Genomic DNA, 18335 nt, shown 5'->3' on the forward strand with positions numbered 1-18335 from the left:
GACCTTCGTGCCATTCCTATAAACTATACCTCAAACTAACCAGAAAATTCCGCGTAGCACCCGGCGAGAACTGGTTCGCGTAAATCGCATTGGCATAGTAGCGCTCGTTGAACAGGTTATTCACATTCAGCCGGACACCTACACGCCCGACGCGATAGCCCAAAGCAAGGTCAGCCACGGTGTAAGCCGGCATTACGAATGTGTTGGCGCTGTTGGTAAAGGTCTCGTCCATATAATTCACACCCGCGCCAATGCTCGCACCTTTCAGCGTACCATTCTGCGCTTCGTAATTCAGCCACACGTTCACCATGTTTTCAGGCGCAAAAGCTACGCGCTTGCCAGCCACCGGATTAATTTCCTGTCCATCAAAGGCCAGGTATTCGGCTTTTGAGAAAGTATACCCCGCCGTGACATCCAGCCCAGGCAGCAGATTCCCATTCACCTCGGCCTCGAATCCTTTCGACTCCGCCGAACCAATGCGCTTGTAGATACCGCCCGGCAATGCTTCGAGCTGGTTGTTTTTGCGCATGTAATAAAATGCCAGGTTAGCCGTCCATTTCGCACTCATTTCCAGCCTCGAACCCACTTCGCCCTGGTATCCGGTTTCGGGGTCGAAAGTCTCGCCATTCGGCGCAACACGGCGGGCGGGTTTGAAATAGGTCGAATACGAACCGTAAACCGAGAGCGCTTCCAATGGCTGATACACCAGTCCGGCACGATACGTCAATGCAGACTTCGAGATTTTAGACTCCGGCCCTTCCTCCGTCACATGACGGTCCGTATCGACCTGATCTGTGAAGTACGTTCCGCGGAAAATATCGTAACGCAAGCCGACCAGACCTTTCAGTTTTTCACTGATTTTAATCCAGTCCTGCACATAAATACCGTGCACATTCTCCATCGTAGCGCGGTAATAGGTGTCTTTGAAATCGATATAACCCTGATTCAGAACGGGATTACGCACGGAGACGGAAGCATTCTTGCCCGGTCCGAAAACGTCGCCGTTGTAAGTTTTGCGATCAAGAATGCTGAGCGAGTAACCGGCCAGCAGCTTGTGCGAAATGCCTTTTGTATCAAACTCGTAAGTCAGTTCGAGCTGGTTTTGCAATGGCTTGGTGAGGTGGTTGAAATAGAACGGGAACGACCTGTTCAGCGAGTCGAGCGTGGCGTTGAACGACAGCTCTTCGGTCGAGAAGTAGTTGATATTGTCGTCATAATACGAAAGCTGGTCCGAAAGCGTCAGGCCCGAGTTGAAACGGTGCACATATTTGAGCTGATAGTCATAACGCGTATGTTTCAGGAAATCGGCCGGATCGTTGTAGCGGGTATCACGGTCCATTCCGGGGGCCAGTTTGCTGCCTTCGAGCATTGGCAGGCCGGTATCGGTGTCGTAAATGTCCTTATTCGCGCCGATGGTCAGGTAAAACAGGTCGCGCTCGGTAGGAGTGTATTCCAATGCGAGGTAACCATTGTTGGTATTCGAGCCCGAATGCCGGTAGCCATCGGTGTCCGACATTCCGAAATCGACGCGGTAATGCAGCTTATCGTTGATCGGCCCGCCTGCTCCCGCACGGATGCGGCGCGTATTGAAAGTGCCATAAGCTGCCGAAAAATCGGCCTTGAAATCCGCGGAAGGCCTTTTACGGGCAATGTTAATGATCCCTCCCAAAGCCGAATGCCCGAAAAGCACCGACGCCGGACCTTTCAAAACCTCCACGCTTTCGACATTGGCGAGGTTGGTATTAGGCGCGCTGGTCGAAATGTTATGCCGCTCATCGCGGACCCCGTCGACCATCAATACGAAATTGGAAAAACCACGGATCGTGAAATGCTGAAAGCCGCCGTACGTATTGTTCGCACGCACGCCGGTCGTGTTTTTCATGGCTTCCTGCAAATCGTCGATCCCGCGCTGCTCGATGGTGCGGGCGGAAACGGCCGAGGTTGTCAGCGGCATATCGCGCAATGGAACATCGATTTTGTTGATCCCCGAAAATGCGCTGCGATGAGCGCCCGAGACGGTCACTTCCGATAAATGATGCGTTCGCGCTACTGAATCAGTGGCGCTGGAAGATGCGGTTTGTGCCAATGCACTTGTCAAAGGAGATACCAGTGCCACTGCCAGCAGGGCACACAGAGAAGCCTCCCCGATTCTGCCATACCGCGGGCAGCGGGTCGTAAAACTGAACATACTTTTAACCGTTTAAGGTGAGTAGTGATCCGGAAAAAGGCAGGTCTCCTGACTTGTAACATTTATGCCGTCCTTCCCGGGGTAATTTTGAATGATTGAATGATTGAATGATTGAATGACCGAATAGTATTATTCAATCATTCAATCATTCGGTCATTCAAAATTGAATCCCAGTGGACATCACCTTGGCATAAACTATCTCGTTACTTACAGTTGCGCGACAGCTCGTGATTTGCACACGATTCCCTATTAATTCACTGAATGTGAAACCTTTTCCTGTTGGAAAATAAATTAAAGAACTTGTTTGGGGCGCAAAGTTATGATTTAATCATAGTTTGCGGCATTGAATTGAAAAGATTAATCACTTAAAAAACTGCCGCATGGAAAGACATGTCGAGATACGGCTCCGGCATTGGGTATTTGTGGACGAGGTCAAATTTTTCGGTCCCGGGCGCTATGAACTCCTCGAACGCATTGCCGAAACCGGCTCTATCGCACAGGCCGCCAAGGAGATGGGATTATCCTATAAAAAAGCATGGGCAATGGTGGACGCGCTCAATACTTTGGGCAAAGGGCCGTATGTGGTCACGCAAAAAGGCGGTACCAAAGGCGGAGGCACTGTGCTCACCGACACCGCCCGCGATGTAATGGCCGCCTACAAACGCCTCAACGACAAGCTGAACGCCGCACTGGCCGAAGAACCGGAACTTTTATCACTCATCTGACGCGACTCGTCAATTTTTTCCCCTCCATTGCCAGGGACTCGTTATATTTGCGATATATCCATTCATACATATCGCTTTTTAATGAAAAAATCTCTCCTGGCACTATTTTCTCATCTCGGATTCGCTGCCCTGGCACAGGAAACGCCCTCATCGACCGACCGCACTTTCCAGCTCGGAGAAGTGAGGGTATCGGGCATCAGCAACCGCGATAGTATTGCCTCCCGCCTCTCCTACCGGACCATCGAGCAATTCAACCGCAACGACCTTTCCAATGCACTGAATATCCTCCCCGGCGTAAGTATCGCCAACGTGGGGCCGCGGAACGAGTCCGTCGTGTACGTGCGTGGATTCGACCTGCGCCAGGTGCCTGTGTACATCGACGGCGTGCCCGTGTATGTGCCTTACGATGGCTATGTGGATATGGGCCGCTTCACGACATTCGACCTCGCCGAAGTGAATGTTTCCAAAGGGTTCGCCTCGATTTTGTACGGCGCCAACACGATGGGTGGGGCCATTAACCTCGTTTCGCGCAAGCCGGTGAACAAATTCGAGATCAATGGCCGGGCCGGGGTTTTCAGCGGTGATGGTTACCGCTGGAATTTGAACGCGGGTTCCAGAATGGGCAAATTCTTTTACCAGGTCGGCGCGTCGCAGTTGAAACAGGAGACCTACCCGCTTTCCGACGATTTCAAACCCCGGAAATACCAGCAAACTTCCGACCACGAGAATGCTTACCGTGACGACCTGAAATTCAGCGTCAAAGCCGGTTTCACCCCGAATGCAACGGACGAATATGTGATCGGTTATATCAACCAGCACGGCGAAAAAGGTACGCCTCCTTACGTGGGTGACGATTCCAAAATTACTACCCGCTTCTGGAAATGGCCGAAATGGAACAAGCAGAGCCTGTATTTTATTTCGAATACCGCAGTTGGGGAGAAAAATAAGGTCAAAACGCGGCTGTACTACGATACTTTCGTGAACTCGCTGTTCAGCTACGACGACACGACCTACACTGCCCAAACCAAAGGTTACGCATTCCAGAGCTTCTATGACGACTACACGCTGGGCGGCAATGCGGAGTTCGAATCGCGGGCATTGGATAATAATGTTTTCAAATTCAATGTGCAGTACAAGCGCGACATCCACCGCGAGAACGACAAGGGCGAGCCGGTGCAATCCTACATCGACAATACCATTTCGATCGGAATCGAAAATACCTACCAGATCATCCCGTCGCTCGCCGTTGTACCGGGCGTCAGTTTCAATGCACGCAATGCCAGCAAGGCGCAGGAATACAATGCGACCACCAAAGAGCTGAGCGATTTTGCCGACAGTAAGAACAATGCCGTGAATGCGCAAATCGGCCTTTTCTGGGATATTACCGCCAACCATTCGCTCCGCGGGACCGTTGCGCGCAAGACCCGTTTCGCGACTATCAAAGACCGCTACTCCTACCGCATGGGCCAGGCCATTCCCAACCCCGACCTGCACGCCGAAGTCGCATTGAACTACGACCTCAGCTATTCCGGCAAAGTAGCCGAAAAACTCGCATTACAGGCCAGCGTTTTCCAAAGCAATATCGACGACATCATCCAGCAAGTGGATAATGTACAGCCCAATCGCTTCCAGTTACAGAATGCCGGAAAGGCCCGTTTCTATGGCGCAGAAGCAGGTTTTGATTACCAGATGATCCACGGTCTGAAACTCGGCTCGAACTATTCGTTTATCAAACGGAAAAACAAAACCAACCCCGCAATCCTTTTCACCAACGTGCCGGAGCATAAGGTATTCGCCTATGCCGACTTCTCTTTCCTGAAAGTGGCCAACCTGCTTGCCAGCGTGGAGAACAACAGCAGCCGTTACAGCACCAGCTATGGTACAAAAGCAGGGGCATATACGCTCGTGAATGCGAAGGCGTCAGTCAAATTGTATAAATTCATTTCCGCCGAAGCTGGTATCAACAATATTTTCGACAAGAATTACAGCCTCGTGGAAGGCTTCCCGGAAGCGGGCAGAAATTTCTTTGTGAACCTGGTTTTCAATTATTTTTAAACAATGTCGGAACACCGTAGGGTATGGACGAAATACACGGGGGGCGTGTCGGGGTGGTTTGTTACCATCCTGACGGCCACTTTCTGCGTTTTCGCCAGTCTGGTATCGGTCGTGTCCCACACTCCCGCGCCTTACGAACTGAAATACCCCGCCAATTTCGGCTCGCGGTTCACAATCCCGGCCAACAATCCGACCACGCACGAGGGCGTGTACCTGGGCCGAATGCTGTTTTATGAAAAAAAGCTTTCGGCCAACAACAAATTTTCCTGCGAAAGCTGCCACGAGCAAAAACTGGCATTCACCGACGGCCGGCCTGTGAGCCTGGGCGTTGATGGCAGCTTTACGCCCCGTAGCTCCATGTCGCTCTCGAACCTGCTGTGGGTACGGAATTTCTTCTGGGATGGGCGCTCGCAGGGTTTGGAAGCACAAGCCGCATTTCCGCTCACCGATCCGCACGAAATGGGGCAATCGCTGGCGGTTTCCGCTGAAAAACTGCGTAAGACGGCTCCCTACCCCGCCCTTTTCGGCAGCGCATTTGGCGAAACAGGTGTTACGGAACAAAACATCCTGAAAGCGCTTGCACAGTTTGAAAGAACCTTAATTTCCGCCGACGCGCCCTACGACCGCTACCTGGCCGGCCAATACCAGCCCACCGCCGCCGAACTGCGCGGAATGCAGCTTTTCGAAAACGGCCCGGACCCTAAACGCCGCATCCGCGGCGCCAACTGCGGGCATTGCCACGGCAGCCCGAAGACGTTCAAGGAGCTGTTCCACAACAACGGCCTCGACAGCGCATTCACTGATTTGGGCCGCGAAAAGATCACAAGTCAATCCCTGGACAAAGGCCGGTTTCGCGTGCCGACGCTGCGCAATATCCTCCTCACCGCCCCGTATATGCACGACGGCCGTTTTAAAACCATCGAAGCCGTGCTCGACCATTACAGTGACCATATCCGCCAAAGCGAGACGCTGAGCAGCTTTTTACAGGATATTTCCAATGAAGAAAACGGTAAAACCCTGAGTCTCAAAACGCAGGAAAAACAGGACATCATCGCATTCTTCGGCATGCTTACCGACTCGACATTCATTACCAATCCCGCATTTTCAAATCCGCATTCCACTCCAACAGCCCGGTAACATGCAAGGAATCAAGACATTCAGAAACAAAATCCTCTTGTGCGCAATACTCGCTTGCGCGCTCGTAACGCAGGTACACGCGCAAAGCACAGCCACACTTACCGTTTCCGGCGAAGTAACTACGCCCCTCGAACTGAAAGCGCAGGACCTGGCTGCGATGAAGCAGATCAGCCATAAAGTGAAAGACCGCGACGGCAAGGAGCACGAATTCAAGGGCGTCGCGCTGATTGAAATCCTGGAAAAGGCGGGCGTGACAACCGGTGCCAAACTACGTGGCGAAAATCTGGCCAAATATGCATTAATCACCGCTGCGGACGGCTACGAAGTGCTTTACGCATTGGCCGAGATCGATCCCGAATTTACGGATCAGGTGATTTTGCTGGCTACCGAAAAAGACGGACAGCCGCTGCCTTCCGGCGAAGGGCCATTCCGCATTATCACGCCGAAAGACAAAAAACCTGCGCGATGGATCCGCGAGGTAAGGAGCATTAAAATCGCATTTGCCAAAAACTGATCCTTTTTTGAATGCACATTCCAGAACGCCGGTCACCGGGCCGGCGTTCTTTCTGTTTTGGCGTAATTGAAGTAACGGTAAGCGCCCAGGACAGACATTTCAGCCGACAATTGGTAGCTTCCCCAGGAATATTTTGCCTCCGTTTTGATGAGTTGCTTTTTGGAGGTGCTATTTTGCTTTGGTGACTTTTTGAGAAGCTCGGCAACCGCTCTGCCATCCATTGCAACCGGTTTGGGCAAATTATAGATATTCAAGATAGTAGGAACAATATCAACGTTGGAAGTCGGCAACTCCGTCGTCACGCCTTGCTGAAAATCCGGCCCGTTAGCGAGCAATGCGATATTGATCTCATAAGGACTCGAACCACCATGGCCCGCCACGCCGCCCGAGTAATCGGTACCGGCATAACCCTTATCATTTTTCGCATCGTTCCAGTTCGGCGCTAACAGAATGTCGCCCGAGCGTTTCGGGTGATCATAATGGATCAGATCAAAGGAAAGCGTTCCTTTCACCTGACCCTGGACGTCGCCCTTTTTAGCTCCTTTTGTAAACACCGCTCCTACCCATTCCTGCTTGTGCAATGCACTAACAATATTGGCAATGACCTTTTCGTCATGGTTTTTCACATAAATCGCGCCCTCGGCTACCACGACGTCGTCGGATTCCTTATCCTTTTTAAATCCTTCCTTAATCAAAAAATCGGTAAGTCCCTGCTTGCCGGTGTGGGTTACAAAGCCGTGGTCGGTGGAAATGATCACATTGTAACGCTCGTCCGCGCCTTTCGCTTGTAATGCTTCTATAATGCGGCCAAATTGCCCGTCTACGTATTTGATCGCCTCCACGGCCTGCTCCGAGCCGATACCGTGCTCATGCGCCGCGCCGTCAGGGTCGGAAAACCAGATGGCGCTTACCAGCGGGCCGTTTTTAGTTAAACCATATTTTAACAATGCATCTGTAATCCATTTGTGACGGCCGTGTTCTTCATCGGTTCCCTGACTCACCAATCCTATTTCATCCAGTACTTGCTTTTTAAATGCTTCGGGTAAAATCAAATCAGGATTTACGATGGCGCCATTCACAGTATGGTTTTGCAAAAAGGCTTGTCCGGTCGTTCCGGAGCTGAAAACCATCATTTTCTGACCTGCATCCGCGAGCACCTCGCCGAGCGATTTGGCGGTAAGCAATGGCCCGGATGTTGCGGCTGGGATTTTATTCAAATCGCCATAAGTAGTGCCAATCGACTTGTTGGCGGCCACTTCGGGAATGTAAATGGCGTTGCCCAGCAACCCGTGCGTGCCCGGATAGGAACCCGTGGCATACGAAGCCGAGTTGACGCGGGTTACCGTCGGGAACACGCTGTGATGGTGCTTGCCCCAGGCTGCCGTTTTTTTGAATGCAAACAGGTTCGGCATTTGCGCTTCGGTGATATAGTCGGGACGCAGGCCGTCGAAGAAAACGATCAGCGTCTTGGTTTTGAAGCGCGGGTTTTCCTGTTGCGCATTTACTATACCATTCAAAATCAGCGACATACCAAACAGCAGTGAGTAAAAAAGTGCTTTCATTGATGCAGGAGATTATCGGATTTCTGAAACAGTTACAGTGTGCTTGCTACGCTGAATGCCGTACAGCGAAGTTTTGCCCGGCACCGAGCGATCGATGGCAATGCCCTGGCCTTCGATCGGCGCCGCCAATGTGCCGACATGCTGCAACGTGTAGCCCGATTTCGGGAGTTTTAACACATATACTTCGGCACGGTCATGACCGGTGCAGTACAGCAAGCTGTCCGCACCCCAGGCGCCGCCGGAATTGCTTTTGGGCGTAAACAAATCGACCAGGTTTTTTGGAAATACCCACGCCTCCACCTGCCGCCATTCCAGATCGTACTTCACGAGCGACGTCCACCGCACATCCCGCCCCTCGCTCGCCTCCTTACCCGCATAGTGCGCGAAACCGATGAACCAATGGCCGTCGTGCTGGTCGAGCCAGGTTAGCGACCCGTGCTGCGCGATGCCGAAGCTGTGCGTATCCACGTGCGTGAGGGATTTCACGTCAAAAATCTCCACCGAGCTCGTCATAGGTATTTCGGGGTAATTCGAATTGGCACAATACAATTTCCCTTTGATTACGACCCCGCTATTCAAATGGACTATCCCCTCCTTCGTCCCATCCCAGCTTGCCACGAGCTTGCCGTCGGATTTCAAATGCTTGGTAATGGTGCTGTTATTGATTACATAAAAATGCTGTGCATCGACGGCGACGGCCTGCTTGGCTTCCTTCACGTCGAATGTTTTGCCGGGTGTGAGCGTTTGCGGGAATGCGGGTTGGAGTGTTATCAGGAATAGTAAAAACGTGCAGAATAACAGTGGTTTAAGACGAGCCATAGTGTTACAAATGTTTCAAATCTTAAAAGTAGCGAAAGGTTCGGTTTTCTACTTTAAGCCAATGTTACAAATCGTTCGAACGTACACGTTCGGACGCACTATTCGCAGGCCTCTGGCCGGTCTTGCATACCAGACCGGCCAGAGGCCTGCGAATAGCCTGTTTGAAGGTGCACCTTCAAACCATCCCGCCTCATTAGCCCGAAACACACAAAACACAGTAGACAAACTATAACATCGATTCGTATTCATCATGCATTCCCCAACCCGCTTGAAGCCACTCCTTGCAACGCTGCTTGTCCTGATCATCTGTTTCCCAAGCACCGCGCAGCCTATCGACCTGAGAACTGCTACCTGGGTCATTTCCCCGAATGTACCTTCTCCCATGAAGGAAACGGCCCCGGCGGTGCTGACCGAGGAGATCGCAAAAAGAACAGGAATAACGTTGAAGAATGCAACCGGGTGGCCGAAGGGTAATGCGCCGGTGATCGCATTGGTTCTGGCATCGGACAAGACACTGCTATCCCGCAATGTGCCCGTCGGCGACGGAAACGGGCCGGAATTCAAGCCGGAAGGCTATCGGATCGTAACCGAAACGGCAGGCGGAAATAAAACCATCTGGATTATTGGCGCCGATACTAGGGGTATTTTATTCGGGACGGGATACTTGCTGAGGCATCTAAAAATGAGCAAATCCTTTGTGGGAAGGCCATTATTGGAGCTGGACGGACCGGTAGACCTAGCCACGTCGCCCGCCTACCCTATCCGCGGGCATCAGCTCGGTTACCGCTCGACGGCCAATACCTACGATGCGTGGTCGGTTGCGCAGTTTGATCAGTACATCCGCGAGCTGGCTATTTTTGGTAGCAATGCAGTGGAAGGTATCCCGTTTCACGAAGACGATAAGCCAAGCCCGCATTTCAAAATTCCGGCGCGGGAAATGCGGATCAAAATGAGCGAGATATGTCAGAAATACGACATGGATTACTGGGTATGGACGCCCGCGACATTCGAACTGACCGACAAAACCAAACGTCAGGCCGAACTGGATTTGCATGAACAGTTTTATAAAGAAGTCCCCCGCCTCGATCATATTTTCTTTCCGGGTGGCGATCCGGGCGATAATCATCCGTCGGAAGTGCTGCCGTTTCTCCAAGAACTGCAAAGCAGGCTGGTAAAGCATCATCCCAAAGCCAAAATGTGGATTTCCCTGCAAGGCTTCGACACCGAGCAAATCGATTATTTTTACAAATACCTTGAAACCGAAAAGCCTGCCTGGCTGCAAGGCGTGGTATCGGGCCCGGGCAGTCCGCCGATGGCCGAAACGCGCTACCGCCTGCCGAAACAATACCAGCACCGCCAATACCCAGACATTACGCATTCCGTACGCTGCGAATTTCCGGTCGAGAAGTTCGATCAGGCATTCGCATTGACGCTCGGCAGGGAGTCTGTCAATCCCCGGCCATTTGCATTTGCTAAAATCCATGCGAAATATGCGCCGTTCACCGATGGTTTTGTTTCCTATTCCGACGGCAGCCATGACGACGTGAACAAAGTATTGTGGAGCATGCGCGGCTGGGACCCGCAGGCCGATGTGCACGGGATTATGGAAGAGTATTGTAATTTTTTCTTCAACCATGTCATCGCTTCGTCTGCTGCGGGTATGATAGAGGGACTGGAACAGAACTGGAAAGGGCCGTTGGCCGAAAATGGTGGTGTGGAAATGACATACCTGAATACTAGTTTTTATCGAAGAATGGAAGAAGAGCGCCTGGAAAACAACTGGCGGTGGCAAATGCTGGTTTTCAGGGCATTCTATGATCGGTACACGCGTATGCGCCTCATCCGTGAACAGGAATTGGAGAAACAAGCCAATGCTATCCTCGCAGCCGGCGACAAAACTAACCTGGCTGGGACGATGGACAAGGCGCTCGTTATGGTGAACAAGGCCGACACGGAGCCAACACAACGGGATTTACGCAGAGAGCTGACCGAACTAAGCGACGCATTATACACGTCCATCGGCCTGCAAACCAGCACCGAAAAACACCAGCCCCGGAATCCGGAGCGCGGTGTGGTAATGGATTTCGTCGATTATCCCCTTAACAACCGCTGGTGGCTGGCCGACGAGTTTGAAAAGATCAAAAAAATGACCAGTCCCGACGAGCAGCTGGCGAGGCTGAAAACCATTGCATTCTGGGAAAATCCGGGACCGGGAAGCTATTATGATGATATTTCCAGTGTAGCCAAAGGCCCACGGGTAAAAACGATTTCCGACGACGCCACCGACGTCGCCTGGTGGGATAATGGCAAAAGCCGCAAGCGCCTTTCCACCCAGCTGTTCCAGCGCGAGCCCGAGCTCGATTACGACAACCTCGACCCTCGCGCACGCTACATCATACGCGTAGCAGGCGAAGGCGACGCGCTCCTCCGGGTGGACGGGCGCCGGCTCTCGCCTATCGTGTACAACAAAGAATCTGAAACGTTCAAAGAATGGATCGTACCATTGAGCCTTACGCAGGACGGTAAGATTTCCGTCACCTTCGACGGCCCCGAAGAATCACAACTCAACTGGCGCAAACAATCCAAGATTTCAGATGTTTGGTTGTTGAAGCAGCCTTAGATAGTGCTCCGGAGGAGCGTTCTGTTTATAGCAAGAATGGTTGCAACGTACGTTTCGTCTCCGCTAGGAGACTCCTGCCGGAGTCGGCAAATGCGCTGGAATGGACCACTGCTATAAACAGGGGGCCACGCTGTGGCCTAGTCGTGAATGCCTAAAAAGCGGTTCCGCACCAGCAGGCAAGCCCCGAGCAGTCCTGCTTCTTCGCCCAGCTTGGAATGCACCAGCCTTGTATCATTATTTACAAGGCTTAGCGAGTATTTGTTAATGGCTGTTTTAATGGGTAAACCAATGTAATCACCGGTAGCGAGCAGGCTTCCGCCCAGGATAACCAGCTCGGGATTGAAAACATTGATCAGCGAAGCGATGCCGCGGCCGATGTTGTCGCCCAGTTGCGCGATGAGTTCGATGGCGAGGACGTCGTCGGAAATGGCTGCTTCGACGATGTCGTCCATGGTGATGCTTTCGGGATCGGGGATTTTCGTGGTAATGAGCGAGGACGAGCCTTCGCGGATTTTATCTCGGAACATTCTTTCCAATGCCCAGCCGGCGGCTTCCGTTTCCAGGCAACCTTTTTTGCCGCAGCGGCAGATGTATTCATTATTGAAAACCGGCATATGCCCGAATTCGCCCGCGTAGCCAGATTTGCCGTAATACAATTCCCCGCCCATCAAAATACCCACCGCGATGCCGTAATCGAGGTTCAGGAAAAGTACATCTTTCTCGCTTTCCACTGCGCCGAGGCAAAATTCACCGTAAGCCATTGCCCGTGAATCGTTTTCAAGAAACACGGGAAAACCTATTTTCTCCTCCACAATTTCGCTCAGCGGGCGATCGTCGAAATGGAAGTAGCTGTAACTGTGCCCCGTACGGTAATTCACCCGCCCCGACAGGTTGATTCCAACACCTTTGATACGGTCTTTGGGAATGGACAATCCGTTAATAAAATCAAGAATATGCTTGCAAAGCCTATCCCGCGACTCCACTGTATTCGTCAGTTCGTAGTCCATTTTACCGGAATTCTTCACCAATGCATTGTCCAGATCCAGCAACCCGATCGTCAAATGGCTTTGCTTGACATCGACCCCGACGAAATAGGCGGCATCCGCAGCCACGCCATACAAATTCGGTTTGCGGCCGCCGGAAGAATCTACCTTTCCATAGTCGCTCACCAGGCCTTCGTTCCGCAATTCATTCACAAGTACCGTCACCTTCGGAACACTGATGTTCAGCCGCTTGCCCAGCTCCGGTAATGTCATGTTGCCATGATTGGCCAGATACCCCAGGATAATGCCGGCGGGATCTTTGGTTTTATAGTTGGCGGTAACGCGGAGTGGTCTGCTCATGGGGTGTCAAATTTACGCTCTTTATATCCATTTAGCCCAAAAAACAGGATGAAAACATAGCATACCAACGGCAGCATGAATGCGACCTGCCAGTTGAAATGGTCGATCAGCCAGCCTTGCAAAAAGGAAATAACCGCTCCGCCGACAATGGCCGTGGACAACCAGCCTGACGCCCTTGTAGCATGTTCTTCGAGCCCCGCGACGGACAGTGAAAAGATCGTAGCGAACATAATGGAGTTGCACAGACCTACCGCCACCATCGTCCAGGCAGCCAGCATTCCGGTACTGGTAACCGACACCGCGATCAACAGGACGGCAGCCACCGCGCAAATGCTCAGTACCAATGGCGCCCGCACGATTTTCAGGACACCGGCCCCGATAAACCGCCCTACGAGCATACTGCCCCAGTAAAATGCCACGTAAGTAACAGCCTCATTCTCGACGATACCCGCCGTATCCGCAATGTAATTGGTCAGAAAAGATCCAATGGAAACCTCCGCGCCAACGTAGCAAAACAACGCCACCAGCCCGAACCGGAGATTACGAAAAGCGAAAATACCCGCTTGCCCTTCGACCGCATTCGGCACCTGCGCAACCGGGTTTGGCAATTTCAACTGGCTGATCACGAACGCAATCAGGATGACCAGCGCCGTAATGCAAAGGTAAGGAAGCCGCACCGCCTCGCTGGATTGCCCTACGTGGCTGGTCTCGGAAAGAATGTACCACAACCCCAGCAGCGGCGCCACGGTAGTTCCCAGCGAACCCAATGCCTGAATGAGGTTGAACCGCGAAGAAGCCGTTTCCGGTGGCCCGAGCAGGGTAATGTATGGATTTGCAGCCACTTGCAGGATTACAATGCCAACGGCGAGGATAAAAAGCGCCGCCAGAAAAAGGTAATACTGGTGCATAAGCGACGCCGGGAAAAACAGGAACGTCCCCACCGCCGCAACCGCAAAACCGGCCACCATGCTTTGTTTAAAACCGAATTTACTGACTAAAACCCCAGCGGGAATGGACATGACGCCGTAAGTAAAAAAGAAGTAAAACTGCACCAGCGCCGACTGGGTGTAGGTGAGCTGAAAACTGTTTTTGAAAAACGGCACAAGCGTATCGTTGAGGCAGGTAATGAGCCCCATCATGAAATACAAAACCGCAAGCGTGACAAGGGCAGGCCGGTAACTTTGCCCCTCGGCCAATCCGGTTTGCGAGGTGGCAGCAACTGGTATCTGTGCCATAATCAGACGTTTAAGGATACTTTTACCTGAATAGCTTCCAATGTTTTCCAGCATTGGTACAGCCCACGCGGCACGTGGAAGCAGCCCTTCCATTTACCGCCCTTCAAAGTCAGCAGCGGCTCGCCCTGGCGGTTGAGGTAACCAAACCATTCCCCGAATTCCGGGTCCGGAAAATGGCTCCATGTGTACGTATGCACACGCTCGAACCAGTGCGCACAGCGCTCGTCACCCGTGTGCAGGTAGCCTTTGAGTAGCGTGATAAGCGTTTCCATATGCACCCACCAGAGTTTCTGGTCCCATTCGAGCTGCTGGGGCGGGTTGCCTTTGATATCCATGAAATAGAAAATCCCGCCATATTCTTTGTCCCAGCCATACTCGATGAGTTGTATCGCGATGTCCACCGCCCTTTGCGCCAGCCTCTCATCGGACGTCCGCTCGGCAAGGTCCATCATAAACCACATCGATTCCAATCCGTGCCCGGGATTTACCAGCCGGCCTTCGAAGGAATCCGAAAAGGAGCCATCCGGGCTGATATTTTCCAGGATCACGCCCAGTTCCGGCTTGTAAAACTTGTTCATAACGGTATCGATCCCGCGTTCGATCACCTCGTTCACCAATGCAGGTTCCAGCAGCGATTCGATTTCCAGCACCAGGTTACACAGGATCATCGGCAGCGCAAAACTTTCCAGCGGCCGCGCACCGGGTACGGCCTTGCTGTAAATGCCTTTGGGATTATCCTGCCTTTTCAAAATATTGAAAAAGGTGTCCGTCGCAATGGCCCTGAACTCCTCATTGCCCGTGGCCTTGTACAATTGCCCGAACGCCATCGTGGCAAAACAATCCGAAAAAATGCTGTGAGGCTGCGTGAGCGGATTTCCGTATCGATCTAAGGAAAAATACCAGTTGTTACCTGCGCGGTTGGCGCGAGCCTCCGGCTCGTGCCCGCTCATGTCGCGGACGTCTCGTCCGCTCACCTGCTCGCGCCCGTATTTCCGCAAAAACTCCGCCCCGGAAAGCGCCATGTCCAGCCATTCCTGCCGCTGTTCTACCTGGTTGTACAGCATGGCAAAACACCATACCTGCCGGCATTGAAGCCACACGAATTTATCGGTATCAAACACCTTCCCATCGCGATCGAGGCAGGTAAAAAAGCCGCCGTACTCCTGGTCGGGCGAATTTTTCATCCAGAATGGGATCACATCGTTCAGCAGTGCGTGGCGGTACTGGTCAATATACTTTTCGGGTTGCATGAAAGGTTAGGTTAAGGGTCAGGAATAGTCCTGATTTATAAAAGGTCAGGGATTAAAATCATTTTCAAAATACATCCAGTCGATATGGAACATCGGGGCTTTGACCTTTTCATTCCTGAAAACCAGATAGAGGTCATGGACGCCATTGTCCCCATTCACAGGCAACAATACTTCCTTCCAACCGGTTTTAAGGTCATTCAGCCGTCCGCCGGGAACATCGACTTTACCCAGCAACTGCCCTTCCCTCCCGCCCTGCCGCAACTCGATCGTCCCGCCGGCGCCATGCTCCTGAATACGCAACCGAATGTTTCTGATACGCGAAAGGTCGATCTGGTTGAATCGCGTATATTTTCCGTTGGTAATGTTGGCGATGTAGGACACATAGCCCGTGTTTTGCGTAGCGATCACCACGCCTACATTTCCTTCCTGGTAATCCTCCATTTGTACCAGCGGATTACGCAGCACGATGTGGCTTGCCGTCTTTTGCGGACTAATGCCATTCGCCCCCTTGTCGGTATACGAAGCCTGCAAAACGTACGCACCTTCATTACCCTTACCCATGTGCTCCGTCAATTTCAGCTGGGCAAAAAGCGGCGTTTGCGCCGCATTTTTGCTTAATGAAAGTATATAACCTGCTATTTCCTTCGCATCTTTTTCGGGCAGATCGGCATGTGGGGGCATCGGGTAAGAGCCCCAGTTGCCACTCCCGCCGCTGATGATCTTGCGCGCGAGCATGTCCTGCGCGCCCGCATCATCCGTGTATTTTTTGGAAATATCCTTCAATGCCGGCCCTATCGATTTGGTTTCCAGCGTGTGGCAAGCCTTGCAGTCCAGCGAAGCATACAATTTGGCTGTCGCGGCATACCGGACATTCTCTCCTTCCGAGCCCGACAATGCCCCGGCCAGATCTTTTCCAAATGCCAGGTAATTGAAACCCGTGTGAATTTTGGCGCGATCGATCTTACCGTCTTCTTTGTCGGTCACTTTAATGTTGTAATCAAATGGGGAATTATCCCAATAAAAGCTGCGGTTCGCCTTCGTCTCGATCTTCACATCCGGCGGCGTGTTGCCGATCTTGAATTCAGTGGTAGCGGTGCCCTTGCCGCCATTCTGATCGGAAACGGTGAGTACCACATTGTAAGTGCCGGGTTTTGTAAAAGTATGCTTAATCTCCTCGCCCGTCAGCTTTTTTGAACCGATCTTCCATTCGTAAGTCAGCTTGTCGGAAGCATCGTAATCCTTTGAACCTTTGGCTGAAAGCGTTGTCGTAAATGGCGCCGCGCCGATGGTTTTCCCTGTCGTGACAGCCGCGATCGGGTTGCGGTTACCTTCGGCATATTCGACGCGGATAATGCCTGAATCGGTATTGCGGGCAAACCAGTTGGTACCATAAGCGAGCAGGTAAATGGCCCCGTCCGGCGCGATCTGCATACCGATCGGCGCCACCACTTTCAGCTGCGGCAGAAATGGCTCCATACTTACATAGTTGCCGTTGGCATCCATCGTTACCGCCATGATCCATTTACGGATCCATTCAAAAATGAACAGCTTTCCATTGTAATATTCGGGCAGTTTGTACGGTGCATTCGGGTACAAATCGCTGTAATACACCGGCCCGGCCATGGCGCTGGCACCGCCTTTGCCCACCAGCGGGTATTTCTTCGAAGGACCTTTCCCGTACCAGATGAATGCAGGCTGCGCAGGCGGCAATTCGCGAATGCCCGTGTTATGCGGCGAGTCGTTGACCGGCTTTTGCGGGTCTTTTCCCGGACCTTCTTTTTTAGTGGCAAAATCGTAATCCGGGAACACCTCATTATCACCCAAAAAGTAAGGATAGCCGAAGAAGCCGGGTTTGCGGGCCTGGTTAATTTCGTCGTAACTCATTTTCCCTTCGCTCCCCGGCACCTCTGTATCCGGGCCTACGTCGCCCCAATACAAATATTTGGTTTTAGGATCGACGGAAATGCGGAACGGGTTTCGCACGCCCATGGCGTAAATTTCCGGCTTGCCTTGCGACCCGTCTTTTGGAAACAGGTTGCCTTCCGGAATGCTGTAAGTACCATCCGCTTCCGGCTTGATGCGCAGGATTTTGCCCCGGTAATCATTACTATTGGCCGTCGCAGCCTGATCGTCCGAAAGTTCGCGGCCGGGACGCTCGTCGATGGGCGTATGGCCCTCGATTTCCTCCGCATTGGTATTATCACCGATTGATAAGTACAGCAGCCCGTCCGAAAATGTAAGGTAACCGGCAGAATGGCAGCAATATTTGCGTTGGGTCGGCACTTCCAGGAGTACTTTTCTCGAATCCTGATTCAGATTTTGCCCTTTCAGCTCGAAGCGCGCCAGGTGACTGACGCTCTTCTCGCCGCCGACACCATAATAGAAGTAAATCCAGTTATTATTCTTGAAATCCGGGTCAGCCGCCACGCCGAGCAGGCCGTCCTCGATGCCGCTGAAAACATTGAACTGCGCGATCGTCGAGAGCTCTTTGGTAGCGTTGTTAAAATACCGCACCGCCCCCTTCCGCTCGGCGATCACGAGGTCGTAGTTCGGCAGGATCGCCATTTCCATGGGCTCGTCCAGTCCTGATACGAGTTTCGTATACGTAAACCGGCTCGAATCCGGCCCATCCGAAACACTGCCAACGCGGACCGCTCCGGCATGGTCGACATCGCGAAACAAAGGTTTATCATGCCGACTCACCGAAGCCAGACAAAGCCCCCCGGCAAGCACAAGACCCAAGAAAGATTTCAATTTTTCCACTCGATAAACTTAATAAAATGGTTTAGGAAATGTAGCGTTATGTAAAAATTAATTTTCTAATTAGTTTATGAGTTGATGAGTTCAAAGTTTAGAGTGCATTTTTCGATCTTAACTCACTCACTTA

Annotated in this window: 12 protein-coding genes and 1 riboswitch; of the genes, 5 read left to right on the plus strand and 7 right to left on the minus strand. The window is 52.1% G+C overall.

From position 1 onward, the window contains the following. Positions 1 to 16: 16 nt before the first annotated feature. On the minus strand, positions 17 to 2188 hold the full coding sequence (locus BLQ88_RS20990; protein WP_090154115.1) for a TonB-dependent receptor: 2172 nt from the start codon (positions 2186 to 2188) through the stop codon (positions 17 to 19). 21 nt (positions 2189 to 2209) lie between these two features. Beyond that, a riboswitch (cobalamin riboswitch) is annotated at positions 2210 to 2477 on the minus strand. A gap of 91 nt (positions 2478 to 2568) precedes the next feature. Between BLQ88_RS20990 and BLQ88_RS20995 the strand changes: the two genes are divergently transcribed. The 4 genes from BLQ88_RS20995 (at position 2569) to BLQ88_RS21010 (ending at position 6619) form a co-directional block, all read left to right on the plus strand. Continuing rightward, positions 2569 to 2913 carry a winged helix-turn-helix domain-containing protein gene (locus tag BLQ88_RS20995; protein WP_090154117.1) on the plus strand — a complete coding sequence of 115 codons (345 nt, stop codon included), beginning with the start codon at positions 2569 to 2571 and terminating at the stop codon, positions 2911 to 2913. An 81-nt stretch (positions 2914 to 2994) separates the two neighbouring features. Further along, positions 2995 to 4968, plus strand: a complete 1974-nt coding sequence (locus BLQ88_RS21000; protein WP_090154119.1) for a TonB-dependent receptor plug domain-containing protein — start codon at positions 2995 to 2997, stop codon at positions 4966 to 4968. 3 nt (positions 4969 to 4971) lie between these two features. Beyond that, positions 4972 to 6105: a cytochrome-c peroxidase gene (locus tag BLQ88_RS21005; RefSeq protein WP_090154121.1), complete on the plus strand. Its 1134-nt coding sequence runs from the start codon at positions 4972 to 4974 to the stop codon at positions 6103 to 6105. Between the two features lies 1 nt (position 6106). After that, complete coding sequence (locus tag BLQ88_RS21010; RefSeq protein ID WP_090154123.1) at positions 6107 to 6619, plus strand: molybdopterin-dependent oxidoreductase; 513 nt, start codon at positions 6107 to 6109, stop codon at positions 6617 to 6619. A gap of 32 nt (positions 6620 to 6651) precedes the next feature. On the opposite strand, the gene BLQ88_RS21015 is transcribed toward BLQ88_RS21010, so the two are convergent. Continuing rightward, positions 6652 to 8181 (minus strand): alkaline phosphatase family protein, encoded by a 1530-nt coding sequence (locus BLQ88_RS21015; protein WP_090154125.1) that lies wholly within the window; start codon positions 8179 to 8181, stop codon positions 6652 to 6654. 12 nt (positions 8182 to 8193) lie between these two features. Beyond that, on the minus strand, positions 8194 to 9000 hold the full coding sequence (locus tag BLQ88_RS21020) for a hypothetical protein (RefSeq protein ID WP_090154127.1): 807 nt from the start codon (positions 8998 to 9000) through the stop codon (positions 8194 to 8196). A 250-nt stretch (positions 9001 to 9250) separates the two neighbouring features. Between BLQ88_RS21020 and BLQ88_RS21025 the strand changes: the two genes are divergently transcribed. Next, complete coding sequence (locus tag BLQ88_RS21025) at positions 9251 to 11620, plus strand: hypothetical protein (RefSeq protein ID WP_090154129.1); 2370 nt, start codon at positions 9251 to 9253, stop codon at positions 11618 to 11620. Between the two features lie 137 nt (positions 11621 to 11757). Here the strand turns inward: BLQ88_RS21025 and BLQ88_RS21030 are convergent, their stop codons facing one another. From BLQ88_RS21030 to BLQ88_RS21045, 4 genes are read right to left on the minus strand one after another with little or no spacing between them, the layout of a single operon-like run. Then, positions 11758 to 12963 carry an ROK family transcriptional regulator gene (locus tag BLQ88_RS21030; protein WP_090154131.1) on the minus strand — a complete coding sequence of 402 codons (1206 nt, stop codon included), beginning with the start codon at positions 12961 to 12963 and terminating at the stop codon, positions 11758 to 11760. After that, positions 12960 to 14198, minus strand: a complete 1239-nt coding sequence (locus tag BLQ88_RS21035) for a sugar MFS transporter (protein ID WP_090154133.1) — start codon at positions 14196 to 14198, stop codon at positions 12960 to 12962. Before BLQ88_RS21035 ends, BLQ88_RS21030 begins: the two co-directional genes overlap by 4 nt. Before the next feature lie 2 nt (positions 14199 to 14200). Further along, positions 14201 to 15448 (minus strand): AGE family epimerase/isomerase, encoded by a 1248-nt coding sequence (locus tag BLQ88_RS21040; RefSeq protein WP_090154135.1) that lies wholly within the window; start codon positions 15446 to 15448, stop codon positions 14201 to 14203. Between the two features lie 45 nt (positions 15449 to 15493). Further along, the gene (locus BLQ88_RS21045) at positions 15494 to 18130 is read right to left on the minus strand and encodes a PQQ-dependent sugar dehydrogenase (RefSeq protein WP_229212782.1); all 2637 of its coding nucleotides are present in this window, start codon (positions 18128 to 18130) and stop codon (positions 15494 to 15496) included. Positions 18131 to 18335 lie beyond the last annotated feature (205 nt).

Origin of the sequence: Dyadobacter soli (assembly GCF_900101885.1) — a bacterium.
Taxonomy (GTDB): Bacteria; Bacteroidota; Bacteroidia; order Cytophagales; family Spirosomataceae; genus Dyadobacter; species Dyadobacter soli.